Genomic DNA, 23100 nt, shown 5'->3' with positions numbered 1-23100 from the left:
GCTTCAACGGCCGAGATGCGGCGGCACGAGCAGCCGTTCGACCACCTGGCCGTTCTTGAGGTGCGACTCGACGATCTCGTCGATGTCGCTCTCGTCCACGAAGCTGTACCACACGGCTTCCGGGTAGACCACGGCCACCGGGCCGGCGGCGCAGCGGTCCAGGCAGCCGGCCTTGTTGACCCGCACCTTGCCCGGCCCGGCCAGGCCCGCGGCCTTGACCTGCGACTTGCAGCGGTCGAAACCCGCCTGCGCGCCGTGCATGGAACAGGAGTCCTCCCCGTTCTTGCGTTCGTTGAGGCAGAAGAAGATGTGCCGCTCGTAATATGACGCCGACGGCTGCAAATCCATAGGTTTTTCGCTCATGGGGCCATTCTAGTTTTCCAGCTCCCGCTGCGACACGCGGCCGATCACATAGACCAGCGCGGCATAAGGCCAGAGCCAGCCCAGCCACTGCGCCAGGCCGTTGAAGCGGATGAAGCGGCCCTGCTCCCAGGTCTGCAGGGTCTGCCAGAAATAGGCGCTGGCCGGCGCCTGGTTCAGCACGCTCAGGTGCAGCACCAGCGCCATCAGCGCCAGGGCCGCACAACCGCGCCGCGGCACGGCCAGCAACAGCACGGCCAGCGCCGCGCCCGCCCACAGCCCCACCCGCACCGGCAGGCTCAGCCATTCGAACGCATGCGCCGGACCGTAGCTCAGCGCGGCCGACAGCGCCGATGCGCCAAGCCCCAGGCCGAGCATCACCACCGCGAACACCGCACGCTGGCGCCGGCTGCGGATCACGCTGTAGCCGATCAGGCAGGGCACGAGTGCGCCGAGCATCACGCACACCAGCTCGGCGCTGGGCACCAGCGGCTGCAGTTCCACGTCGCGCACCGGCAGCCAGTCGAGGAAGGGGGTGTCTTCCAGCGCATCGGCCAGCGCCGCCTCCACGCGTTCGAGCACCTGGCCAAGCCCCAACGGCACGGCCGCGGGAAACAGAAGCGCCATCGGCCACAGCGCCAGCATCACCAGCGCGCCACGCGCGTCTTCCACGAACCAGCGCGCACGGAACCGGCTCCAGTGCGCGACCACGCCGGCAATCTCGAGCAGCCAGGCGACGATGGCACCGAGGCAGGCGCCCACGGTGTTCAATGCGAAATCGACATTCGACGGCACCCGCATCGGCAGGTAGGACTGCAGCGTTTCCATCACCAGCGACAGCCCCGCGCCGGCCACCACGGCCACGATGACCGGCCGGTCGGTCAGACCCGAACGCAGCGCGCTCAGGGCCAGGAGAAAACCCAGTGGCGCATAACCGGCGACGTTGATCGCCACGTCGAAGCCGGTCCAGTACTTGGGCAGCGCCGCGAACAGGAAAGCCCAGGGTTCGATGCCCTGGTCGCGCCAATCGGCGAACGGGTACAGGCTGGCGTAGATGATGAGACCAACATACATCAGCGCCAGGGGCCAGGCGGAAGTCTTGTGCATGGCCGCCGCCTCGGCCTCAGAACGGTTTGACGACCACCAGCACCACCGCCGCCAGCAGCAACAGCACCGGCACCTCGTTGAACCAGCGGTACCAGGTGTGGCTGCGCATCGGTGCGCCCGCGCGCATCTTGCGCAGCATCACGGCGCAGCCATGGTGGTAGCCGATCACCAGCAGCACCACGCCGAGCTTGGCATGCATCCAGCCATTGCCCGGGCCCCGCCCGATGCCGTAGCCGAGCCACAGCCAGGCACCGAGCAGCACCGCCGGCACGGCCAGCATGGTGGTGAAGCGCAGCAGCTTGCCCGCCATCAGCAGCAGCCGTTCGCGCTCGGCCGTGGAGCCGGCGGGCACCATCGCCAGGTTCACGAAGAGGCGCGGCAGGTAGAACAGGCCGGCGAACCAGCTGGCGATGAAGACGATGTGAAAGGCTTTGATCCAGAGCATGACATAGTTTAGGCTCACCCCCAGGTTGCCGCGCACTGCGTGTCGCGGCGCCCACCCCCTTGCAGGGGGCAACACCAGCGGCCCGGCAAAGCCGGTTCCGCGGTGTTTCTGGAAGGTTCAGACCTTGATGTTCTGATTCGTACGGCTTCGACGAACGCGAAAAAATGCCCCGGCCATGCGAGCACGTCCGGGGCAGCCAAGCCTGTAAGTTGTTACACCGCGAGGCGCCCGCTCAGGGAGGTAAAGCGGGGGAGCGGCAAGCCGCCCCAGGCGCAATCTAACGCCGCGGTCAAGCGGATTCAATGGGACATTCCCCAGGGTGGTGCAATGCTGCCAAAGCCAGAAGCTCTTCGGCAAGTCCAACCCAAACGGCATTGAATACTCGTGATGGTGCCCCTTCCAGAACGCCGCGGAACCGGCTCCGCCGGGCCGCCAGCGTTGCCCCCTGCCAGGGGGTTGGCGTTTACACGCAGTGAAAAAGCCTGGGGGTGAGCCTATTCAGGCACAATTTTCCCCATGACACTGCACGCCCCCTATCCCGCCGGCCGGCCACGCCGTCTGCGCCGCGACACCTTCACCCGCAACCTGGTCCGCGAGAACGCACTGACCGCGCACGACCTGATCTACCCGGTCTTCGTGCTCGATGGCGCGAACCGCCGCGAGGCCGTCGCCTCGATGCCAGGCGTGGAGCGCCTGAGCCTGGACCTGTTGCTGCCGGTGGCCGAGCAATGCGTGGCGCTGCAGATCCCGGTGATGGCCCTGTTCCCCGTCGTCGATGGTTCGCTCAAGACCTACGACGGCGTGGAGGCCACGAATCCCGACGGCCTGGTGCCGCGCGTCGTGCGCGAGTTGAAGCGGCGTTTCCCCGAACTCGGCGTGATGACCGACGTGGCCCTCGACCCCTACACCAGCCATGGCCAGGACGGCCTGCCGGACGACGATGGCTACATCCTCAACGAAGCCACCATCGAGGTGCTGGTGCAGCAGGCGCTGACCCAGGCCGAGGCCGGCGTGGACATCGTCGCTCCGAGCGACATGATGGACGGCCGGATCGGCGCGATTCGAGACGCGCTCGAAGCCAAGAAGCTGGTCCACACCCGCATCATGGCCTACAGCGCCAAGTACGCGAGCGCCTTCTACGGCCCGTTCCGCGACGCCGTGGGCTCGGCCGCCAACCTCGGCAAGAGCAACAAGAAGGTCTACCAGATGGACCCGGGCAACAGCGACGAAGCCCTGCGCGAAGTGGCCATGGACATCGCCGAAGGCGCCGACATGGTGATGGTCAAGCCCGGCATGCCCTACCTGGACATCGTGCGCCGCGTGAAGGACGAATTCCGCGTGCCGACCTTCGCCTACCAGGTCAGCGGCGAATACGCCATGCTCAAGGCCGCGGCGCAGAACGGCTGGCTCGACCACGACCTGGTGATGATGGAAAGCCTGCTCGCCTTCAAGCGCGCCGGCGCCGACGGTGTGCTGACCTATTTCGCGCTCGACGCCGCGAAATTACTACAGAATCGATAGCTGACTCCGCAGGAAACATCTGCGTCAGAGCCACTTTTTTTATAAGCGATGCGCATCTTCACCATCGACGGCCCGCAGGTGGCCGAGACCGACCTCCTGCCCAACACGCCGCCGCGCTCGGGCTTCCTGTGGATCGCCTGCGCGCGCCGCGAGTTCGAAGCTCAACAGGCGCAGATCCAGGCCACGCTGCAGGCCCTGTGCGGCATGCAACTCGTCGACCTGCACATCTCCGACCTGCTGAATCCGCAACTGCCCTCCCATTACGACTACACCTCGCAATACGACGTGCTGGTGTTCCGGCGCCTGGCCACCGGCAGCGCGGATGCCGACCCGGTCCAGCCGCCCGGCACCAAACAAAGCGGCCCGCCGGTGCTGCGCCGCATCAACACCAACCCGGTGGGCTTCGCGGTGTTCGACCAGGTGCTGCTGACGGTGCATCCCGACGACTGCGCCGTGCGCGACGCGTTTGCGGCGAAGCTGCTGCAGACCGGCGCCACCGAGATGCGCAACGGCGTGGCGCTGCGCCTGCCGGTCAGCCCGGCCGACCTGATGCTGCGCATCGTCAACCAGATGGTGGACGGCTACCTGGACCTGCGCCGCGAGCTCACGCGCCAGATCGACCACTGGCAGGCCGAGCTGCTGAACCCGCGCACGCGTTTCCACAACTGGTCGACGCTGCTCGACGTGCGCCTCGGGCTGCACCGTCTCGACGAGATCTGCGAGGACCAGCGCGCCGCCCTGCAGGACTGGACCGATGCGATCGAGAGCTGGCCCCCCGCCGTCTCCCCCGCGGCGCAACGCGACCGCGACCTGCTGGCCGTGCGCAGCCGCGACGTGCTGGAGCACATCGAGCGCGTGGTGCACCACGTGCGCCGGCTCGAACAGAGCGCGGAGACGGCGGTGCAGATGCACTTCAGCGCGCAGGGCAACCGCACCAACGACATCATGCGCACCCTCACCGCGCTCACGGCCATCTTCCTGCCCTTGAACCTGATCGCCGGCATCTTCGGCATGAACTTCGAATTCATCCCGCTGTTGCACCGGCAGGCCGGCTTCTGGTGGGCGATGGGCGCGATGGTGCTGATCGCGCTCGCGCTCGGCCTGCTGTTCTGGCGCAAGCAGTACCTGGCCAAGACGCGGTAGCGCCCGCAGCGGGGCCGGCGCTTCAGGTGCCGAACATGCGGTCGCGTGCGCGCTCCAGGTGCGTCCGCATCGCCGCGGAGGCGGCGTCCGGGTCCCGCGCCCGCAGCGCCTGCAGCACGGCCTCGTGCTCGTCCTGCACGAGCCGGCGGCGCTCGGCGGTCTTCACCAGCGAGAGGTTGCGCATGAGGTTCATGCTGAACAGGACCTGCGTCTGCATCGACACAATCACCGAGACGAAGAACTGGTTCTTCGAGGCGCGGGCGATGGCCACGTGGAAGTCGTAGTCTTCCTGCACGCCGAGGCTGTCTTCGCTGAGCACGGCGTCGAGCCGGCGGAAACGCCGATCGAGGTCGGCCAGGTCGGCCTCGTCGGCCATGCGCGCGGCGAGTGCCGCCGCACCGGATTCGGTGACGATGCGGAATTCGTAGCAGCGCTGGATGTCGGAGATGGTCTCCAGCGGCGTGAAGCGCGGCAGGTCCGGATCGGGCCGCTTGACCACCACCGTGCCCGAGCCCTGGCGCGTGGCGATGATGCCGTCGGCGCGCAGGCGCGACAGGGCTTCGCGGATGGTCGGCCGGGAGGCCTCGAACCGCGCGGTCAGGGCCTGTTCGGTCGGCAGCTTCTGGCCTTCGGTGAATTCGCCATCCACCACCAGGCCGAGGATTTCGCTGTAGACGCGATCGACAAGGCCGACCGCCTGGCGGCTGTTCATGGGGGGCTCAAAGAGTGCTCGGGAAGCTTCGATTGTAGGCCAGCAGTTGCGCCGCGGCGGCCTGGATCTCGGCGTGCCGCCCGGGCGGCGAGGCGCTCAGAAGCGGCAGATGCGGCCCCATGTCAGCCAGGCCGGACAGGCTCACCGCGTCGTGCAGCACACGGATCAAAGAGATCGAATCGCGCAATGTTTCCAGCGGCAGGAAGCGGTCGTAGATCGGCTGCGCGGCGGCCAGGTCGCGCGCCTTCAGCGCGCTGAAGAGCGCATTGCAGGCCACGGGCGCGATGCAGCCCGAGCCGGTGGTGAACGAAGCCAGGCCGAAGCGCGCCAGATGCACCAGCGTCGGCCGCTCGCCCATGCCGCTGACGATGCGCTCGGTGCCGATGCGGGCGATGAGCTGCTGCAGGAAGGGATCGACGGCCGGGTCCTCGCGCACGATGGCGTACTTCACCACCAGCACCCGGCCTTCGTCCACCAGCCGACCCAGCGCCTCGATGCCGATGGTCTGTTCGCTCTTGATGTACAGCGTGACCGGCATGCCCATGAAATCGACCACCCGCGCGATGCCCTCGGCCACACCTTCGGGCGTGGTGAAACCCTGCATCGGCAGCACCATGGCCGTGCGGTAACCGCTGCCGCGCAGCAGCCGCGCCTGGTCCATCATCTTGCCGAAGTCGGGGCCGATGGCCGGAATCACACGGGTCGTCTCGGCCGCCCCGTCGGCCAGCAAGGCCAGCAGTTCGCCATATTCATGCACCGAGGTGTGGTACAGGTTGGCGTTGCCGCCGTACAGCAGCGTGCGCAGGCCGCCGGCCTCGATGTGGCGCATCAGCCTGTGGTTCTGCGCGGCGTCCAGGGAGAGGTCGGCACGGCGCGCCAAAGGCGGTACGGCCAGCACGGAACCCGCGAATTCGGCAACGCTGATGGGGGTGGTCTTCATGGTCTGTGGCGTTCGCACGCAAAACGATCGATCTTAAATTGTAAGACAACATGCAGAAAATGCCAGTTAAATCGATCTAAATTGAAACAACGTCAGCGCTAACAATTTTAAATTCAGGCGCGTAAAGCGATCAATCCAAGGTTAAACGTGATTGACACGGCAAAAAGTTGTATTACAAAATGTTTGTACCCACAACAATTCCGGAGACCTCCATGTCCCAAGCCTTTCTTCCGCGCACCCGCCGTGCGGCCCTGGCCGCCGTCGCGGGGCTCGCCCTCGGCGGCCCTGCGCTGCTGCAGGCCCAGGCGCTGCCCAGCGCGCCCGTCGTGATCAACGTGGTGGACGCGGCCGGCAACCTGGCACTCACGCAAGGCGCATTCGAGGCCTACCAGGCCGCCAATCCCAAGCTGGTGTCGAAATTCACCTTCACCAAGGCGCCGGCCCCCGAAGTGCCGGCCAAGGTCAAGGCGATGCAGGGCGCGGGCCGCAGCGACATCGACATGATCATCGTCGGCACCGACGCACTGGCCGCGGGCCTGGAGATGAACCTCTGGACCAAGCTGTTTCCCGACTTCGCGGCCAAGTTCCCCGGCCTGAAGGACAACTACCTGCCCAGCGCCAGCAAGATGAACGACCTGGCCAAGGACCATGGGGTGGCCATCGTCTTCATGCCGGCCGGCCCGCTGGTGGAGTTCAACCCCGACAAGGTCAAGACGCCGCCGACCACGCCGGCAGAGTTGCTGAGCTGGTGCAAGGCCAACCCGAACAAGCTGATCTACGCGCGCCCGGCCAACTCCGGCCCGGGCCGCACCTTCCTGATGGGCCTGCCCTACCTGCTCGGCGACAAGGACCCGATGGATCCGATGAAGGGCTGGGACAAGACCTGGGCCTACCTGAAGGAGCTGAACTCCTGCATCGAGTACTACCCCACAGGCACGGGCGCGGTGATGAAGGAGCTCGGCGAAGGTTCGCGCGACATGACGCTCACCGTGACCGGCTGGGACATCAACCCACGCGCACTCGGCATCGTGCCCGAGAACTACAAGGTGCTGCCGTTCAAGGGCATGACCTGGGTCAACGACGCGCACTACGTCGTGATACCCAAGGGCGTGCCGCCCGAGAAGCAGGCCGTGGTGCTCGACATCATGGCCTTCCTGCTCAAGCCGCAGCAACAGGCGATGACTTACGACACCGGCTACTTCTACCCCGGCCCGGCGGTGAAGAACGTGCCCCTGTCCCTGGCGCCGCAGGCGAGCCAGGACGTGCTGAAGAAATTTGGCCGGCCCGAATACGACGGCTGGCTCGCGCAGTTCCCGCACGCCACGCCGCTCGAGCCCAAGGCCATGGTCGATGCGTTCCGCCGCTGGGACCAGGAAATCGGCACGCAGAAGACGAAGTGAGTCCAGCGCCACCGGCAGCCGCGCTGCCGGTTTTTCCGTGTTCGTCTCTGAATCCCCCTCCTCATGAATTCAAACTTCTCCGAGCTGCGGCTTGACCGGCTGACGCGACGTTTCGGCCTGGCGAACAAGGCGCAGGGCGCGCAGGTCTTTACCGCGCTCGACGGCCTCACCATGAACATCCGGCGCGGCGAATTCATCGCGCTGCTCGGACCGTCGGGCTGCGGCAAGTCGACCGCGCTGAACTGCATCGCCGGCCTGCTGCCGGTGTCGGACGGCGGCATCTGGCTCGACGACACCCGCATCGACATCCTGCCGCCGGAAAAACGCGGCTTCGGCATGGTGTTCCAGAACTACGCGCTGTTCCCGCACATGAGCGTGGCGAAGAACGTCGGCTTCGGCCTGGCGATGCGCGGCGTGTCGTCCTCCGAAACCGCGCAACGCGTGAAGCGCGCGCTCGACCTGGTGCAGCTCAACGCCCACGCGGACAAGCTGCCGGGCCAGCTCTCCGGCGGGCAGCAGCAGCGGGTGGCAATCGCACGCGCCATCGTCATCGAGCCGCCGCTGGTGCTGATGGACGAACCACTGTCCAACCTCGACGCCAAGCTGCGCCTGGAGATGCGCGCCGAGATCCGCCGCATCCACAAGGAACTCGGCCGCGCCACCATCTACGTCACGCACGACCAGGACGAAGCCCTGTCGCTGGCCGACCGCGTGGTGGTCATGAAGGACGGCGTGGCCCAGCAGATCGACGCGCCGCATAAGATCTACAGCGAGCCGGCCAACCTGCACGTGGCGCGTTTCATGGGGTACCGCAACCTGCTGCCGATGGCGGTGCGCCAGACCGGAAACGGCACGGTGCGGCTCGAAGGCAGTGGCCTGCTGCTGACCGGACGGGCCATGCAGCCGCTGGACGGCAGCGCGCTGGTGGCGATCCGCCCGGAGGAGTTCGACATCGTGGCCGAGCCCGGCGACAACAGCTTCCCGGTGCGCATCACCAATGTCGAATACTGCGGCCACGACAACATCGTCGACGTGTCGACGCTGGCCGGCATGAAGCTCATCGTGCGCACCACGGCGCGCTGCCAGGTCGGCGACAACGTGCTGCTGCACATCGCCCCGGGCAAGGTGCTGGCGTATCCCGACGACGGGAGCGTGTCGCCATGATCGCCGACCGCGGAGCGTCCGTCGGTTTGGGTTCGTCCTTCGACCGCTCGCTGCTGTTGCTGGTGCCGGCCACGCTGTTCATGGTGGTGCTGTTCGTCTACCCGTTCATCTACGGACTGCAACTGTCGTTCCGACCCATGGAAGGCAACTGGCTGGCCAACTACACGAAGTTCTTCACGACCGACAACCTGTGGAGCACCATCGGCACCACGCTCAAGCTCGCGGTGCCGGCCACGGTGATCAACATCGGCGTGGCCCTGCCCATTGCCTACCAGATGCGCCTGAAGAGCCGCTACCAGAAGTGGGTGACCACGCTGCTGGTGATCCCGCTCACGCTCGGCACCGTGCTGATCGCGCAGGGCATGCTGGGCTACTTCGGCCCGCGCGGCTGGCTGTCGCAGACGCTGCAGTTCCTGCACCTGTACGAGGGGCCGATCCGGCTCACCCACAACTACTGGGGCGTGCTGATCTCGCTGGTGATCTCGGGCTTCCCGTTCGCGTTCCTGCTCACGCTCTCCTACATCACCGGCATCGACCCCACACTGCCGCGCGCGGCCGCCACGCTCGGCGCATCGCCCTGGAACCAGTTCCGCTACATCTACCTGCCGCTGCTCGTGCCGGGGCTGGCCATGGCCTTCGCACTGTCGTTCGTGCAGGCGTTCTCGGTGTTCCCCTCCGCCGTGCTGCTGGGCTCCCCGGCGGGTGCGACCCGCGTGATCTCGATCGCGGCCTACGAGGCGGCCTTCGAGCAATACGATTATTCGATGGCCTCGGCGGTGGCGATGATCATGGGCTTCGTGCAGTTGCTCGTGGTGGCGGCCATCCTCGGCGCGCGCGGCATGTTCTACCGCGGTCCGGTCACCGGCGGAAAGGGATGAAATGAAACGACCCCCACTCTCATCGCTTCGCGTATCGCTGCCCCCCGAGGGGGCGCGTCAGTGCCTACGGGCGGCCGGGCGCCACTGACATGGACAGCCATCGTCTCGTGGCCAAGCTCTGGAAGTCGTTGATCGCCCTGGTCATGGCTTTTTTCCTCATCAACGTCGGCCTGATGATCGCCGCCGTGGCCACCAGCTCGGTAGCGCAGCGCTGGCTCGGCACCTGGTTGCCGGCCGGCTACACCTTCAACTGGTACCTCGCCGCGTGGAAGGAATTCCAACTCGGCGGCGTGTTGCTGGTCACGGTGCAGGTGGTGGCGGCCGTGGTGTTCCTGTCGATCCTGATCGGCGTACCCGCGGCCTATGCCCTGGCGCGACGCGACTTCCCGGGCAAGCGGCTCCTGATGGGCCTGTTCCTGCTGCCGCTGATGGTGCCGCCGATCACCTACGGCATTCCGTTGGCCACCGTGATGTACCAGGCGCACATCGCCGGCACGATCTTCGGCGTGATCCTCTCGAACATGATTCCGGCCGTGCCGTTCATGATCCTGGTGATGACGCCCTTCATCGAGCAGATCGACGTCAACCTGGAATCCGCGGCGCGCGTGTTCGGCGCCAGCACCTTCAAGCTGTTCTGGCATGTGCTGCTGCCGCTGTTGGCGCCGGGCATCCTGGCGGCCTCGCTGCTGGTGCTGGTGCGCACCATCGGCATGTTCGAGCTGACCTTCCTCACCGCCGGACCCGATTCGCAGACGCTGGTGGTGGCGCTGTACTACGCGGTGTTCGCCGCGGGCGTGCGTGCGCCGCAATCGGTGGACGCGATGGCCATCATCTACATGACGATCACGCTGGTCTGGCTCTTGATCGCGCTGCAGTTCGTCAACCCGACGCAACTGGTGAGCCGCGTCAAGGAACATCCGCAAACCGCCTGAACGCTTTGGCACCCCCGCATGAAGATCACCCAAGTCGACACGGTCCATGTGGCCGCCTATCCCAACATCACCTGGGTGCAGATCCACACCGACAGCGGCCTCGTCGGCCTGGGTGAGACCTTCCGCGGCGCACAGGCGGTGCAGGCGCAGATCCACGAGCTCACCGCGCCCTACCTGCTGGGCAAGGACGCGCTGGCCATCGAGGCGCACCATCACCATCTGCTGCACGGCTATATCGGTTTTGCCGGTAGCGGCGTGGAGACGCGCGCCGCGTCCGCGGTGGACATCGCGCTGTGGGACCTGCTGGGCCAGGCCACGGGCCAGCCGCTGTACCAGTTGCTCGGCGGTGCCGTGCGCGACCGGGTACCGGTCTACAACACCTGCGCCGGCTACACCTACAACAGCGCCACGCAGCGCCGCGTGGTGACCGAGGGCAGCGCCGACGTGGCGCCCGAAGGCCCGTATGAGGACCAGCAAGCCTTCGTCAAACGCCCGGCGCAGCTCGCCGAGAGCCTGCTCTCCGAGGGCTACAAGGCGATGAAGATCTGGCCCTTCGATCCTTTCGCCGCGGCCAGCCGCGGGCAGGCCATCTCGGCGAAGGACCTGGCCACGGCGCTCAAGCCCTTCCGGGAGATCCGCCGCGCCGTGGGTGAAGAGATGGACATCATGGTGGAGTTCCACTCCATGTGGAACCTGCCGATGGCGGTGCGCATCGCACAGGCCCTCGAAGAGTTCAAGCCCTACTGGGCCGAAGACCCGGTCCAGATGACCAACCTGGACACCATCGCCGAATACCGCTCGCGCGTGCGCATCCCGGTCTGCGCCAGCGAAACCTTGGCCACGCGCCAGCCCTTCCTGCACCTGCTCACGCGCAATGCAGTGGACTACGTGATGCTCGACCTGAGCTGGGTCGGCGGCATCTCCGAGGCCAAGAAGATCGCGGCCATCGCCCAGGCCTTCCACAAACCCGTGGCGCCGCACGACTGCACCGGCCCGGTGGTGCTGGCCGCGTCGCTGCACATGGCGATGAGCACGCCCAACGTGGTGCTGCAGGAGGTGGTCCGCGCTTATCTGTCAGGCTGGTACCGCGACCTGGTCACGCAACTGCCCGAGGTGAAGAACGGCTTCGCCACCGTGCCGCCGGGTGCAGGCCTCGGCCTGGCGCTGTCGCCCGCCTTGCTGGCGCGCGGCGATGTGAGCGTGCGCAGCAGCCGGCTCTGAACACGAAGGGTCATACGCCGTGACGCACTTGTCCATCGCGCCCGAAATCACGCTGCGCCACGGCAGCCTCGCCGCCACGCTCGCGCCCGCCGCCGGGGGGCGCATCACGCGGCTGGTGTCGGCAGGTGCCGAAGGCCCGATCGACTGGCTCGTGCCGCTGAGCGACGACGTGCGCCAGGCCGGCTTCGAGTCGACAGCCTGGCCCAAGGCCGGCTGTTATCCGCTGGTCCCGTTTTCGAACCGCATCCGCCACGGCCAGTTCGCCTGGGCCGGCCGCGAGGCCCGGTTGCCGATCCACCCCGGCGAGACACACGCGCTGCACGGCGGCACGCAGCAGGCCGCATGGACCCTTGCGCGGCAGGACACGCACAGCGCCGTCATGGCCTATGCGCACGAACGCGGGCAACAAGGCTGGCCGTGGGCGTTCTCCGTCGAACAGACGGTGGCGCTGGATCCACAGGGCCTGAGCCTGACGTTGAAGGTCACGAACACCGACACGGTGGAGATGCCCTGCGGCATGGGTTTCCATCCGTATTTCCCGGCCCGCTTCGCTCACCGCATCGGCTTCGAGGCCCAAAACGTCTGGACGCCCGACGCCGAATTCCTGGGCACGCCACCTCGACCAATACCAACGACCGATGACTACACCGTGCCGCGCGCGCTCGTCGATGCCGAGCTCACGCAGTATTACGGCGGCTGGGACGGCCAGGCCCGGCTGCAGGCGGCCGACGGCACGACGATCCGCCTGCAGGCCGACGACGCGATGCGCCACCTCGTGCTGCACCGGCCCGCGGGCCGAGGATACTTCTGCGTGGAGCCGGTGACGCATGTGTCAAACGCCACGGTCCTCTCGATGACCCACTTGGATACTGGCTGGCTTGTGCTGGCACCCGGTGCCAGCACGACATGCCGCATGGCGTTGCGCCTGCCCGCCTGATCCTGCCACGCGCCCAACGCAGAACGCCCGGGCGCTTTCCATGGAAAGCCCCAGGCGTGGGTCGGAACCACTGGCAGCCGTCGATTGCCGACGGCCCTTGCCGGTCGATCAGCCGCGCACGTTGGCGTTGCCGCCCTGGGCCACATCGCCCGGGTAGGCGTTGTCGATGCGTTGCGTGTAACCGGCGCGTTGGGCATCGCGCAGTTCGGCCTTGACCTGGTCACGCGTCTTCACGCTGGTCAACGCGCTGGCCTGTGCCGGATAGTCGTCGTTGTTGATCTGCAGCGTGCCATCGCGCTGGGCCTGCGCCACTTCGGCACGCACCTGGGCACGGGTCAATGTGCTGGCCTGCACCGGCAGTTCAGGATAGCTGTTGTTGTCACCGGCAAATGCGCTGGCGGCCGACAGGGCAGCCACGGCGATCAGGGCGGAAGAAAGAATCTTGGTCGTGTTCATGATAGGTTTCCCAATTGATGTTTAAGAATTTCCAACACATGAAAGGAACCTCGGGCCGGCCACTCAGTCTCTTCAGGCTTGCTTGCTGAACCTGAGGTTCTTTTCATATACAGGGTTTGCAACCTTGCACTCTCTGTGAATAGCAGATAGGGCAATTGGTTCGCCTTTAAACTGACTCAAACGGAACTGCTGTGTTTCGGCTCTGGAAACAATGGACACCATCGAACTTCTCCGCACCTTCCGCGCCGTTGCGGTCCGCGCCAGCTTCTCCATTGCCGCGCGCGACCTCGACGTGTCCAAGGCCAACGTGAGCAAATATGTGGCACAGCTCGAGGCGCGGCTGGGCACGCGGCTGTTGAACCGCAGCACGCGCACGGTGAGCCTGACCGACGCCGGCAGCCTGCTGCTCGAACGCAGCACGCCGCTGATCGACATGATCGAACTCACGCGCGACGAGTTGCAACAGCGCTCGCGCGAACCCAGCGGCCGCGTGCGCCTCACCGCGCCGCACGGCCTGGGCACGATCCAGTTGCCGGCCATGCTGGCCGACTTCATGAAGCGGTATCCCGAGGTCTGCATCAGCCTGTACCTGGACAACCGCACCATCGACATGGTGGAAGAGGCGATCGACGTGGCGCTGCGCATCGGCCGCATCACCGACGCCAACCTCATCGTGCGCAAGCTGCGCCGCATCGAGATGGTGGTCTGCGCGACGCCGGCCTACTGGCTCGAGCACGGCGTGCCCAGCCATCCCGACGAACTGGCTGCACATGACGCCCTCACGTATTCACTGATCGGCCCGCACCCCGAATGGCGGTTCCTGATCGACGGCGAGATCCACCGGGTGCCGCTGCGCAGCCGCATGGATGCCACCGATGCCGTGCCGCTGGTGCACATGGCCTTGCAGAGCATGGGCGTGATCTGCCTGCCCCGGTTGCTGGTGCAGGATCTGATCGACAACGGTGCGCTGCAGACCGTGCTGCCGGGCTACAGCCCCGACGACCTGTGGCTGTACGCGGCCTACACCCAGCGCCGCCACAACAGCGCCGCGCTCAAGGCATTGCTGGCCTTCCTGGAAGAGCGCTGGCGCATCGACTGAGCCCTGGATCCGCGGTCAGACGAAGGGCGGGCCGATCTGCTCGGTCGCGAACACCTTCTGCACCGCGGGCCGCTGCAACATGCGGTGCAGGTAGGCGCCGAGCTGGGGCAGGCTGCGCGCGGGACGGCCGAATTCGCGGGTCCAGCGGCACAGCATCAGCAGGTAAGGATCGAGCGCGGTGTACTGCGCGCCGAGCAGCCACGGCCCGCCGTGGCGCTCGAATTCGGCTTCGATCTGCTCGAGCAGGGCACCCACCTTGGCCTCGGCACGCGCCTTGAGCGCGGTGGCGCCTTGCAACTGGTCGGGCGAAGCCCAGCGTTCGGGGTAGAAATACAGCGTGAGCGTGGCTTGCAAGGTGTTCGTCATCCACATCAGCCATTTGTAAAAGTGCGCGCGCTCGGAGCTGCCCACGCGCGGCGCCAGCTCGGCCTGGGGATGGGTATCGACCAAGTGCAGGCAGATGGCTGCGGCTTCGTACAAGACCAGTTCGCCATCCCGCAGCACCGGGATCAGGCCGTTCGGATTGAGCTTCAGATAGTCCGGCGACTTGTGGGCCTCGTGGGCCCGATCGACCAGGCACAGCCTGAAAGGCGTTCCGAGTTCCTCGAGCAGCAGGTGCGGCGCCATGCTGGCATTGCTGGGGTAATAGTGGAGTTCGATCATGGCGTGCGGATCTGCTCAATCGTTGCGGCGGAGCTCTTGTGTGCCCTGGTAGAGCCTGCCGTCGCGCGTGCTGCCGACAGGCGGCCGGTTGTCCGGGCGGGATGGACGCGGTGGCTGGCCCTGTGGGGGTTGGCCCTGCGGCGGCTGGGCCTGCGGGGGCCGGCCTGGCGGCCTGCCGTCCCCGGGACGCGGCCCTCGGCCGTCACGCTCCCACCGGTCGCGGTCGCCGCGGCGATCACGGTCCCAGTTGCCGCGGTTGATGATGACCGGCGCCGGTGCGTAATACACCGGCGGCGGCCCGTAGAAAGGCCCGGGGCCGTAGTACGGGGCCGGACCGTTGCTGTAGTAGCCCGGACTGTCGTAGTAGACGCCGCCGCCGCTCACCGGCCCCTCCGGATAGACGGCGCAGCCCGACAGCAGCGCGGCGGCGGCCATCAAGGTGGCAGTGGTCGATAACTTCATGGCATGTCTCCAAAGATTGACTGGATTGGACTCCAGGTCGCGGTTGGACTGAAGTCGGCCCCATGAAGTTCTGTAAGTGGCGGTAATGGCGCGTTCAGCCTACATGCTTGCCGAAAAATGCCAGCGTGCGCTGCAGCGCGAGCTGGGCCGCGGGGGCGTCGTACGAACCGCGCTGGTCGCAGTTGAAGCCATGGTCGGCCGCGTAGACGTGCACTTCCACCTCCGGGTGGGCCTTGGCGAAGGCATGCACCGAGTCGACGAGGATGTGGGCGTCCTTCTCGCCGAAGTGCGCCAGCACCGGCACCAGCGGCTTGCGGTCCACCTCGGCGCCGACCGTCATGCCGCCGCCGTAATACGGCACGGCCGCTGCAATGCCCTGGAGCGTACAGGCCGCGCGCCAGGTCAAAAGGCCACCCCAGCAGTAACCCACCACACCGACCTTGCCGCCGCCAGCCTGGGCCGCATGGTCGACGGCTGCCTGGATGTCCTGCAGCACGCCGGGCGCGGGCAGCGCCTCGACCGCGGACTTCAGCGCCATGCCGGCCTGCATGTCGGGCCCGGTATAGCCGAGTTCCACACCGGGCTGCACGCGGTGGAAGGTGGCCGGTGCCACGGCCAGGTAACCCTGGGCGGCGTAGCCGTCGGCCACCGAACGGATGTGCGAATTCACGCCGAAGATCTCTTGCAGCACCACGATGGCGCCTTTGGCCTTCCCGGCAGGCTGCGCCACATAGGCAGGGAAGTTGAAGCCGTCGGCGGCGGTGAGTTGGATGGTGCTGGATGCCATGTCGATGCTCTTTCGAAATGAGAGGTTGGAAAACCGGATGCCCGCCTATGATGGGCGGCCCCGCGAAGTGCGCGGGGTGTTTTATCCCAAAAACGCGCATTCTGCAGGAGGCAGGTCTTGGACACAGTCGACAACCAGGTGAATCCCGGGGTGGTATTGGTCACCGGCGGTAGCCGCGGCATCGGCGCGGCCACGGCCCTGCTGGCCGCGCAGCGCGGTTATGCGGTGGCGGTGAACTACAGCGCCAATTCCCTGGCCGCCGACGAAGTCGTGCGCCAGATCCGCGCGCTGCCCGGCGGCCGCGCCATCAGCGTGCAGGCCGATGTGGCCGACGAGGCCCAGGTGCTGGCCATGTTCGCCCGCATCGACGCCAAGCTCGGCCCGCTGACCGCGCTGGTCAACAACGCCGGTGTGGTGGACGCCGCCTCGACCGTGGCGGAGATGAGTTTTGCGCGCGTCAAGCGCATGTTCGACATCAACGTGCTCGGCAGCTTCCTCTGCGCGCGCGAGGCCGTGCGCCGCATGAGCACGCGCTACGGTGGCCAGGGCGGCGCCATCGTCAACGTATCGAGCGCCGCCGCGCGCCTGGGCTCGCCGGGTCAGTACGTGGACTACGCGGCCGCCAAGGGCGCGATCGACGCCTTCACGCTCGGCCTGGCCAAGGAGGTGGCAGCCGAAGGCATCCGCGTGAACGCCGTGCGCCCGGGCCTGATCGAAACCGAGATCCACGCCTCCGGCGGCCTGCCCGACCGCGTGCGCGACCTCCAGCACCTGGTGCCGATGCAGCGCGGCGGCTCGGCGCTCGAAGTGGCGAATGCGATCGTCTGGTTGTTGTCCGCAGAGGCGAGCTACACCACCATGGCGCTGCTCGATGTTTCGGGCGGAAGGTAGCTCACGCCCAGGGCAGTTCCGCGGTGTTCTGGAAATGATGTAAACCGCCGTAGTCTCCCGTTCGTCCTGAGCTCGTCGAAGGACCTCCTCAACGCCACTCCGATCCGAAAGACGCCCATGGACTACAAGCCGCTGCTCACTTTGCTGGCCATCGTCAACCCCCTGGCCATCGTGCCCTTCTTCATCCACTACACGGCGGGTTTCTCGCACCAGGAGCGGCGGCGCACGATCATGGTGTCCGCGTTCAGCGCCTTCGTGGTGATCGCCACCAGCGCGTTGCTCGGCCTGCAGATCCTCGACTTCTTCAACATCTCCCTGGCGAGTTTCCAGGTCGGCGGCGGCATGCTGCTGCTCACCAGCGCGCTGAGCATGCTGAACGCGCAGCCAGCCGAAGCCAAATCCACGCCCGAGGAAATGCGCCACGCGGCCGACCGCGCATCCGTCGGCGACTCGATCGCCGTGGTGCCGCTGACCATCCCGCTGCTCACCGGGCCGGCCACCATGTCGACCGTGGTGATCTATGCCGACAAGGCCAAGAGCTTTTTTCAACTTGTCACATTGGTCGGCTACGGCGTCGTCATCGGCCTGGCCACGGCGCTGTGCTTCCTGCTCGCCGAGCCGATCGCGCGCTTCCTGGGCAAGACCGGCATCAATGTCATGACGCGGCTGATGGGCCTGATCCTTGCCGCGCTCTCCGTGGAAGTCATGGCCGACGGCCTGCACAAGCTGTTCCCGGTGCTCGGTCGCGGCCTCTAGAAAAGCCGCACCTGTCCACCCTCCTATTGGGGTAAGCCCGCGCGCCGGCCGGCCTGCCGGCGCTTTACTTTTCGAGCCGAAAAGCGCAATGTCGAGGTGCATATTCCGGGTTGCCGCGCCCGCCATCAGCGGCTTTGCATCGTCGAGTTTCCTTTTCCCGTTGCGGCAACAGGAGGATGGCCATGGCACAGCGCAGTCGGCATACCGCGAGCCCCACGTCGGCACGGCCTCTCAGGGCCCTGCGCTGGCTCCTGTTGCTCGCCGGCCTGTTGATCGCGGCCTGCTCCAAGGCGCCACCGACCGGCGACGTGCTCGACGAGGCCAAGCTCGCCGGCCGCACGGCCGCATCGTTTCCCCACGCCACCGAAGACTATTTCCACGACATGGACGGCGGGCTCGCACTCTCCCCGCAGGAGATCGCCGGGCGCAACATGTGGATCGTCTGGTCGGGCGGCAACGACCGCCTCTGGGACCACATGACCAGCGCCACTTTCGGCGCCATGGACCTGCTCAAATCCATCAGTTCCCACCCGAGCCAGGGCTACGACCGCGCCAGGCGCTGGGCCTACCTGGGCCTGGTCAACGAGCCGTGCTTCGAAGCCGCCAGCGGCCCCGACCCGAAACACCGCGGGCTGTGGCTCGACCGGCGCGCCGCGGGCTGCGCCCCCGACCCCTTCGAGAACGAGGCCAAATATCCCGGCGTGGCCGTCGGCGCGCGCGGCAAGCCGCTGGGCGACGGCACCACGCAACCCGTGGGCTCGTTCTACGGGGAAGCCACCGGCATCATCGGCCTGAGGCTGTTCCCCAACCCCGATTTCGATGAAAAGGCCGCCAAGGCCTGGGACGCCGAGAAGTACTACACCGACCCGGCCTACTACAACCGCCAGGACCTGGTGCGGCCGTACCGGGTGGGCATGAGCTGCGGCTTCTGCCACGTCGGCCCGAGCCCGGTGAACCCGCCCGACGATCCAGCCAAGCCCAAGTTCGCCAACCTGAGCTCATCGGTGGGCGCGCAGTACATGTGGGTGGACCGCTTGTTCATCCACAACGCGAACAAGCCCGAGGGCCAGAAGAACTACATGTTCCAGCTGGCACACAGCTTCCGGCCCGGCGCGATGGACACCTCGCTCATCTCCACCGACAACATCAACAACCCGCGCACCATGAACGCGGTCTACGACTTCAACGCACGCATGGGCCTGGCCAACAAGCTCTGGCACGAGAAGCTCGAAGGGGGCGAGGTCGACAACAGGCAGTTCAACGACTTCACCGGCGAGTCTTTCGCCGGGCTGGCCGGCTTCTACGACAAGGCCAACACCACCGTGCGCACGCCACACGTGCTCAAGGACGGTGCCGACTCCGTGGGCCTGCTCGGCGCGCTCAACCGCGTGCACCTCAACATCGGCCTGTACAGCGAGGAATGGCTGCGCCACTTCAATCCCATCGTCGGCGGCAAGACCATCACGCCGATCCGCATCGCCACCGCGCAGAAGAATTCGGTCTACTGGCAGGCCACCGAGGCCGGCACGCCGAACACCGCGCTGTTCTTCCTCAAGGCCGCTCAGCCGGATCGTCTGAAGGACGCACCCGGCGGCGAAGCGTATTTGAACGCCGACACCGCCACGGTGGAACGCGGCAAGGCCGTGTTCGCCGACACCTGCGCGCGCTGCCATTCGAGCAAGGCGCCCACGCCACCGGCCGACCTCGGCCTCGATCCGCAGAAGTGCGCCGGCGCCGGTTACCTCGCTTGCTTCAAGCGCTACTGGACCTGGACGCAGACCGACGGCTACAAGGCGCAGATGCGCGAGATCGTTCAGGCGGCCGACTTCCTGCAGGGCAACTACCTGTCCACCGAAGCGCGCATCCCCTCGACGCTCCTGCGCACCAACCTGTGCAGCCCGCTGGCCACCAATGCGCTGGCCGGCAACATCTGGAACGACTTTTCCTCGACCTCGTACAAGCAGTTGCCCTCGGTCGGTACGGTCACCATCAGCGACCCCTTCACCGGCGCGCCCATGCCCTACCCGATGCCGGCCGGCGGGCGCGGCTATACCCGGGTGCCCTCGCTCATCAGCGTCTGGTCCACGGCGCCGCTGCTGCTCAACAACACCCTCGGCCCATTCGACCCGAGCCCCTCGGTGGCCGCACGCATGAAGGCCTTCGACGCCTCGATCGAGCAACTGCTGTGGCCCGAGAAACGCGAACGCGACGCGGTGCTCGGCGACAAGCTGCCGGGCACCATCGACCGCACCACCGAACGCAGCACCGTCACGATCCCGACCGGTTTCGTACCCGAAGCCGTGCAGCCGCTGCAGGGCAAGCTGCACCGGTGGCTGCCGTGGCTGGTGGACGAAGGCGGCGACGTGGTGCTCGGCCCGATTCCCAAGGGCGTGCCGGTGAACCTGATCGCCAACCTTCGCTTGCGCGCCGAGTCCAGCGACCCAGCCGCCATCGCCACCCATGTGCGCGACGTGGGCGAACTGCTGATCAAGCTCAAGACCAACCTCGCCAACGTCCCGAAGGACGCCGACGACGCCGCGCTGCGCGAGCAGTTCGCCGGACTCAAGGAACCGATGATGCGGCTGAGCAAATGCCCCGACTTCGTGGTCAACCGGGGTCACTACTTCGGCACCGCCGAATTCAACCGGCAGGACGGCCTGTCCACCGACGAGAAGGCTTTCGGCACGGAGCCCGTGCTGAGCGACGACGACAAGCGCGCGCTGATCGCCTTCATCAAGACGTTCTGACCTCACCTTCATGGCACATGCCGATGGAAACCCCTGGGACTACGTCATCGTCGGCTCCGGTGCGGGCGGCGGCACGCTGGCCGCGCGGCTGGCCGAAGCCGGCATGCACGTCTTCCTGCTCGAGGCCGGCGGCGACGCGTGTGCCGACGGCGGGCCGCGCCTGCCCGACGACTACGACGTGCCCGGCTTCCATGCCTTCGCCTGCGAGAACGAGGCCATGCGCTGGGACTTCCAGGTGCGCCACTATGCCAACGAAACGCGCCAGGCCCGCGACCCGAAGTACGACGCCGGACGCCACGGCGTGCTGTACCCGCGAGCCGCCACGCTGGGTGGTTGCACCGCCCACAACGCCATGATCTTCATGCGCCCGCACGACAGCGACTGGAACCACATCGCCGAGCTCACCGGCGACGACAGCTGGCGCGCGCCGAAGATGCAGCGCTACTTCGAACGCGTGGAAGCCTGCCACCACCGGCCGCTGTGGCGCGCGCTGCGCCGGCTGGGCATCGACACGACCGGCCACGGCTGGGATGGCTGGCTGCGCAGCGAACGTGCGCTGCAGCGCGATGGACTCGGCGACGAGCAGATGGTCGGCGTCGTCGCCGAAACGGCCCGGGCCTTCACCCGCAGCCTGGCCAACCCGTTGGCCAGCGCGCTGCGTTGGCTGCGCGGCGGTGCCGGCGACCCGAATGCCCGGCGCTGGGCATGGCGAAGCTTCGCGCGTGGCAGCTTCGAGGGGCTCTGTTATCTGCCGCTGTCCACCGCGCACGGCCGGCGCAGCGGCGCCCGCGAAAGGCTGCTGGCCGCGGCGGCCCGCCATCCCGAGCGGCTGCACATCGAGACCGATGCCCTGGCCACGCAGGTGCTGTTCGACGCCCAGGGCGCGGCCTGCGGCGTCGAATACCTCAAGGGGCCCCGCCTGTACAAGGCGCACGCCAACGTGAACCCCGGCCCGGGCGAGCGCCGCGAGGTGCTCGCCCGGCGCGAAGTGATTCTTTGCGGCGGCGCGTTCAACACGCCGCAGTTGCTGATGCTCTCGGGCATCGGCCCGGCCGCCGATCTGCGCCGCCACGCCATCGCACTGCGTGCCGAACTGCCCGGTGTGGGCCACAACCTGCAGGACCGGTACGAAGTGGCCGTGGCCCATGTCATGCGGCGACCCTGGCAACTGCTGGAAGGCGCCACCTTCAGCCGCGGCGACGCCCCGTGGCAACGGTGGAACGCGACCCACGCGGGCCTGTACGCCACCAGCGGCGCCGCCATCGGCCTGGTACGGCGCTCCGGCACCGGCTCCGACGCCGCCGAGCCCGACATCTTCTGCATGGCCTTGCCGGCCCGGTTCGAGGGCTACCGCCCCGGCTTTTCCAGCGTCATCCGCGACCACGACGACCGCCTGACCTGGGCGGTGCTCAAGGCCCACACGGTGAACCGGGCCGGCACGGTGAGGCTGCGTTCCGCCGATCCGCGTGACATGCCCCTGGTGAACTTCCGCTATTTCGAGGAAGGCGACGACCAGGCCGGGCACGACCTGCGCGCCGTGGTCGAGGCCATCCGTTTCGTGCGCCGCCTGACCGCGCCGCTGTTGGCCGCCGGCGTGATCGCCGAGGAATGTGCGCCCGGACCCGGCGTCACCTCCGACGAAGACCTGGCCGACTACGTGCGCGACACGGCATGGGGCCACCATGCCTCGTGCTCCTGCCCGATCGGCCCTGTCGCCCTGGGCGGGGTGCTCGGCAGCGATTTCACGGTGCACGGTGTGCGCGGCCTGCGTGTGGTCGATGCCTCGGTGTTCCCGCGCATTCCCGGCTTCTTCATCGCCTCGGCCGTGTACATGGCCGGCGAGAAAGCGGCCGACGCGATTCTGCAGACCGCCGCCCAGTCCGGGCCGCCGGCCCATGCGGATGTTCCAAGGAGATGACCATGGCCTACGACGTAGCACAGCTGCTGGCGATGAACCAGACCCAACTCGACGACCTGTTCCGCGAAAGCCCGGCCGGCGACATCCCGAACGGCTCGGCCAAGGGCACGGCGATCATCGCGCCGGGCACGCGTTATTCGGAAAGCATCGCCGACATCATCAACCACTTCGGTTGGCAGGGCAAAGTCTTCGACGCAGAAAAAGGCGTGCTGAAGAACAAGGTGCTGGCCTTCGGCTTCGAGGCCATCATCGCCCGCGTGTACAAGGACACAAGCTGGCTCGATGGCAAGGAATGCATTGTGCTCGACTACTCGGAAACCTCGCTCGTGGCGCACTGGATACGCGACGAGATACGGCTCATCGGGCCGGGCTTCTACCTGGGCAAGGTCTACTGGGGCAAAAGCCGGCTGATCGACTTCTGCCTCCAGTTCTGATTGCTGAACACCCCCAGGCTTATGCACTTCGTGTCAACGCCAACCCCCTTGCAGGGGGCAACACCTGCGGCCTGGCAAAGCCAGTTCCGCGGTGTTCTGGACTGAAGCCGAGGATCGCCGCGAAAGT

General features: G+C 67.0%; 23 protein-coding genes. 14 read left to right on the top strand and 9 right to left on the bottom strand.

Annotation, left to right across the window (positions count from 1 at the left end):
- Window positions 1–3: 3 nt before the first annotated feature.
- From RD110_RS01875 to RD110_RS01865, 3 genes are read right to left on the bottom strand one after another with little or no spacing between them, the layout of a single operon-like run.
- The gene (locus RD110_RS01875) at window positions 4–363 is read right to left on the bottom strand and encodes a (2Fe-2S) ferredoxin domain-containing protein (RefSeq protein WP_076196141.1); all 360 of its coding nucleotides are present in this window, start codon (window positions 361–363) and stop codon (window positions 4–6) included.
- Window positions 364–372: 9 nt separating this feature from the next.
- The gene (locus RD110_RS01870; RefSeq protein ID WP_076196139.1) at window positions 373–1467 is read right to left on the bottom strand and encodes a VanZ family protein; all 1095 of its coding nucleotides are present in this window, start codon (window positions 1465–1467) and stop codon (window positions 373–375) included.
- 16 nt (window positions 1468–1483) lie between these two features.
- Complete coding sequence (locus tag RD110_RS01865; protein WP_076196137.1) at window positions 1484–1912, bottom strand: CopD family protein; 429 nt, start codon at window positions 1910–1912, stop codon at window positions 1484–1486.
- 516 nt (window positions 1913–2428) lie between these two features.
- Between RD110_RS01865 and hemB the strand changes: the two genes are divergently transcribed.
- Window positions 2429–3433 (top strand): porphobilinogen synthase, encoded by a 1005-nt coding sequence (hemB, locus tag RD110_RS01860; RefSeq protein WP_076196135.1) that lies wholly within the window; start codon window positions 2429–2431, stop codon window positions 3431–3433.
- Window positions 3434–3481: 48 nt separating this feature from the next.
- Window positions 3482–4576 (top strand): magnesium transporter CorA family protein, encoded by a 1095-nt coding sequence (locus RD110_RS01855; RefSeq protein ID WP_076196133.1) that lies wholly within the window; start codon window positions 3482–3484, stop codon window positions 4574–4576.
- Between the two features lie 22 nt (window positions 4577–4598).
- Here the strand turns inward: RD110_RS01855 and RD110_RS01850 are convergent, their stop codons facing one another.
- On the bottom strand, window positions 4599–5288 hold the full coding sequence (locus RD110_RS01850; RefSeq protein ID WP_076196131.1) for a FadR/GntR family transcriptional regulator: 690 nt from the start codon (window positions 5286–5288) through the stop codon (window positions 4599–4601).
- Between the two features lie 7 nt (window positions 5289–5295).
- Window positions 5296–6228 carry a dihydrodipicolinate synthase family protein gene (locus RD110_RS01845; protein WP_076196129.1) on the bottom strand — a complete coding sequence of 311 codons (933 nt, stop codon included), beginning with the start codon at window positions 6226–6228 and terminating at the stop codon, window positions 5296–5298.
- A 212-nt stretch (window positions 6229–6440) separates the two neighbouring features.
- Here RD110_RS01845 and RD110_RS01840 point away from each other — a divergent pair, with 212 nt between their 5' ends.
- From RD110_RS01840 to RD110_RS01815, 6 genes are all read left to right on the top strand, one after another.
- The gene (locus RD110_RS01840) at window positions 6441–7628 is read left to right on the top strand and encodes an extracellular solute-binding protein (RefSeq protein ID WP_076196127.1); all 1188 of its coding nucleotides are present in this window, start codon (window positions 6441–6443) and stop codon (window positions 7626–7628) included.
- A 63-nt stretch (window positions 7629–7691) separates the two neighbouring features.
- Window positions 7692–8792 (top strand): ABC transporter ATP-binding protein, encoded by a 1101-nt coding sequence (locus RD110_RS01835; RefSeq protein ID WP_076196125.1) that lies wholly within the window; start codon window positions 7692–7694, stop codon window positions 8790–8792.
- Complete coding sequence (locus tag RD110_RS01830) at window positions 8789–9670, top strand: ABC transporter permease (protein WP_076196123.1); 882 nt, start codon at window positions 8789–8791, stop codon at window positions 9668–9670. Before RD110_RS01835 ends, RD110_RS01830 begins: the two co-directional genes overlap by 4 nt.
- A gap of 89 nt (window positions 9671–9759) precedes the next feature.
- Window positions 9760–10602, top strand: a complete 843-nt coding sequence (locus RD110_RS01825; RefSeq protein WP_076196121.1) for an ABC transporter permease — start codon at window positions 9760–9762, stop codon at window positions 10600–10602.
- Window positions 10603–10620: 18 nt separating this feature from the next.
- Entirely contained in the window at window positions 10621–11823 is a 1203-nt protein-coding gene (locus RD110_RS01820) for a mandelate racemase/muconate lactonizing enzyme family protein (RefSeq protein ID WP_076196119.1), read from the top strand.
- Between the two features lie 19 nt (window positions 11824–11842).
- A complete protein-coding gene (locus tag RD110_RS01815; RefSeq protein ID WP_076196117.1) occupies window positions 11843–12760 on the top strand; it encodes an aldose 1-epimerase in 918 nt (305 codons plus the stop codon).
- Between the two features lie 108 nt (window positions 12761–12868).
- Here RD110_RS01815 and RD110_RS01810 read toward each other — a convergent pair whose 3' ends face one another.
- A complete protein-coding gene (locus RD110_RS01810; RefSeq protein WP_076196115.1) occupies window positions 12869–13216 on the bottom strand; it encodes a DUF4148 domain-containing protein in 348 nt (115 codons plus the stop codon).
- Between the two features lie 211 nt (window positions 13217–13427).
- On the opposite strand from RD110_RS01810, the gene RD110_RS01805 reads away from it, so the two are divergent.
- The gene (locus RD110_RS01805) at window positions 13428–14315 is read left to right on the top strand and encodes a LysR family transcriptional regulator (protein ID WP_076196113.1); all 888 of its coding nucleotides are present in this window, start codon (window positions 13428–13430) and stop codon (window positions 14313–14315) included.
- 15 nt (window positions 14316–14330) lie between these two features.
- Here the strand turns inward: RD110_RS01805 and RD110_RS01800 are convergent, their stop codons facing one another.
- The 3 genes from RD110_RS01800 to RD110_RS01790 all read right to left on the bottom strand — a co-directional run bounded on the left by RD110_RS01800 (window position 14331) and on the right by RD110_RS01790 (window position 16227).
- On the bottom strand, window positions 14331–14978 hold the full coding sequence (locus tag RD110_RS01800) for a glutathione S-transferase family protein (RefSeq protein WP_076196111.1): 648 nt from the start codon (window positions 14976–14978) through the stop codon (window positions 14331–14333).
- 15 nt (window positions 14979–14993) lie between these two features.
- Complete coding sequence (locus tag RD110_RS01795) at window positions 14994–15440, bottom strand: hypothetical protein (RefSeq protein ID WP_076196109.1); 447 nt, start codon at window positions 15438–15440, stop codon at window positions 14994–14996.
- Window positions 15441–15534: 94 nt separating this feature from the next.
- Window positions 15535–16227, bottom strand: a complete 693-nt coding sequence (locus RD110_RS01790) for a dienelactone hydrolase family protein (RefSeq protein ID WP_076196107.1) — start codon at window positions 16225–16227, stop codon at window positions 15535–15537.
- A gap of 117 nt (window positions 16228–16344) precedes the next feature.
- Between RD110_RS01790 and RD110_RS01785 the strand changes: the two genes are divergently transcribed.
- The 5 genes from RD110_RS01785 (at window position 16345) to RD110_RS01765 (ending at window position 22973) form a co-directional block, all read left to right on the top strand.
- Entirely contained in the window at window positions 16345–17118 is a 774-nt protein-coding gene (locus tag RD110_RS01785; protein WP_394329433.1) for an SDR family oxidoreductase, read from the top strand.
- A gap of 117 nt (window positions 17119–17235) precedes the next feature.
- Window positions 17236–17874, top strand: coding sequence for a MarC family protein (locus tag RD110_RS01780; protein ID WP_076196106.1), 639 nt, complete (start codon window positions 17236–17238; stop codon window positions 17872–17874).
- 182 nt (window positions 17875–18056) lie between these two features.
- Window positions 18057–20621, top strand: coding sequence for a c-type cytochrome (locus RD110_RS01775; protein WP_076204246.1), 2565 nt, complete (start codon window positions 18057–18059; stop codon window positions 20619–20621).
- Between the two features lie 10 nt (window positions 20622–20631).
- A complete protein-coding gene (locus tag RD110_RS01770; RefSeq protein ID WP_076196104.1) occupies window positions 20632–22539 on the top strand; it encodes a GMC family oxidoreductase in 1908 nt (635 codons plus the stop codon).
- A gap of 2 nt (window positions 22540–22541) precedes the next feature.
- Window positions 22542–22973, top strand: a complete 432-nt coding sequence (locus RD110_RS01765) for a hypothetical protein (protein WP_076204243.1) — start codon at window positions 22542–22544, stop codon at window positions 22971–22973.
- Window positions 22974–23100: the final 127 nt, after the last annotated feature.

The organism is Rhodoferax koreense (genome assembly GCF_001955695.1).
Taxonomy (GTDB): Bacteria; Pseudomonadota; Gammaproteobacteria; order Burkholderiales; family Burkholderiaceae_C; genus Rhodoferax_B; species Rhodoferax_B koreensis.
Note: the sequence above shows the minus strand (reverse complement) of the source record. Positions and strands in the feature narration are given on the sequence as shown.

Coding starts and splice junctions, on each gene's coding strand:
- RD110_RS01850 (WP_076196131.1), bottom strand. CDS start 5,288: ATGAACAGCCGCCAGGCGGTCGGCCTTGTCGATCGCGTCTACAGCGAA.
- RD110_RS01870 (WP_076196139.1), bottom strand. CDS start 1,467: ATGCACAAGACTTCCGCCTGGCCCCTGGCGCTGATGTATGTTGGTCTC.
- RD110_RS01795 (WP_076196109.1), bottom strand. CDS start 15,440: ATGAAGTTATCGACCACTGCCACCTTGATGGCCGCCGCCGCGCTGCTG.
- hemB (WP_076196135.1), top strand. CDS start 2,429: ATGACACTGCACGCCCCCTATCCCGCCGGCCGGCCACGCCGTCTGCGC.
- RD110_RS01820 (WP_076196119.1), top strand. CDS start 10,621: ATGAAGATCACCCAAGTCGACACGGTCCATGTGGCCGCCTATCCCAAC.
- RD110_RS01810 (WP_076196115.1), bottom strand. CDS start 13,216: ATGAACACGACCAAGATTCTTTCTTCCGCCCTGATCGCCGTGGCTGCC.
- RD110_RS01805 (WP_076196113.1), top strand. CDS start 13,428: ATGGACACCATCGAACTTCTCCGCACCTTCCGCGCCGTTGCGGTCCGC.
- RD110_RS01800 (WP_076196111.1), bottom strand. CDS start 14,978: ATGATCGAACTCCACTATTACCCCAGCAATGCCAGCATGGCGCCGCAC.
- RD110_RS01830 (WP_076196123.1), top strand. CDS start 8,789: ATGATCGCCGACCGCGGAGCGTCCGTCGGTTTGGGTTCGTCCTTCGAC.
- RD110_RS01780 (WP_076196106.1), top strand. CDS start 17,236: ATGGACTACAAGCCGCTGCTCACTTTGCTGGCCATCGTCAACCCCCTG.
- RD110_RS01775 (WP_076204246.1), top strand. CDS start 18,057: ATGGCACAGCGCAGTCGGCATACCGCGAGCCCCACGTCGGCACGGCCT.
- RD110_RS01845 (WP_076196129.1), bottom strand. CDS start 6,228: ATGAAGACCACCCCCATCAGCGTTGCCGAATTCGCGGGTTCCGTGCTG.
- RD110_RS01825 (WP_076196121.1), top strand. CDS start 9,760: ATGGACAGCCATCGTCTCGTGGCCAAGCTCTGGAAGTCGTTGATCGCC.
- RD110_RS01835 (WP_076196125.1), top strand. CDS start 7,692: ATGAATTCAAACTTCTCCGAGCTGCGGCTTGACCGGCTGACGCGACGT.
- RD110_RS01790 (WP_076196107.1), bottom strand. CDS start 16,227: ATGGCATCCAGCACCATCCAACTCACCGCCGCCGACGGCTTCAACTTC.
- RD110_RS01765 (WP_076204243.1), top strand. CDS start 22,542: ATGGCCTACGACGTAGCACAGCTGCTGGCGATGAACCAGACCCAACTC.
- RD110_RS01840 (WP_076196127.1), top strand. CDS start 6,441: ATGTCCCAAGCCTTTCTTCCGCGCACCCGCCGTGCGGCCCTGGCCGCC.
- RD110_RS01875 (WP_076196141.1), bottom strand. CDS start 363: ATGAGCGAAAAACCTATGGATTTGCAGCCGTCGGCGTCATATTACGAG.
- RD110_RS01865 (WP_076196137.1), bottom strand. CDS start 1,912: ATGCTCTGGATCAAAGCCTTTCACATCGTCTTCATCGCCAGCTGGTTC.
- RD110_RS01855 (WP_076196133.1), top strand. CDS start 3,482: ATGCGCATCTTCACCATCGACGGCCCGCAGGTGGCCGAGACCGACCTC.
- RD110_RS01770 (WP_076196104.1), top strand. CDS start 20,632: ATGGCACATGCCGATGGAAACCCCTGGGACTACGTCATCGTCGGCTCC.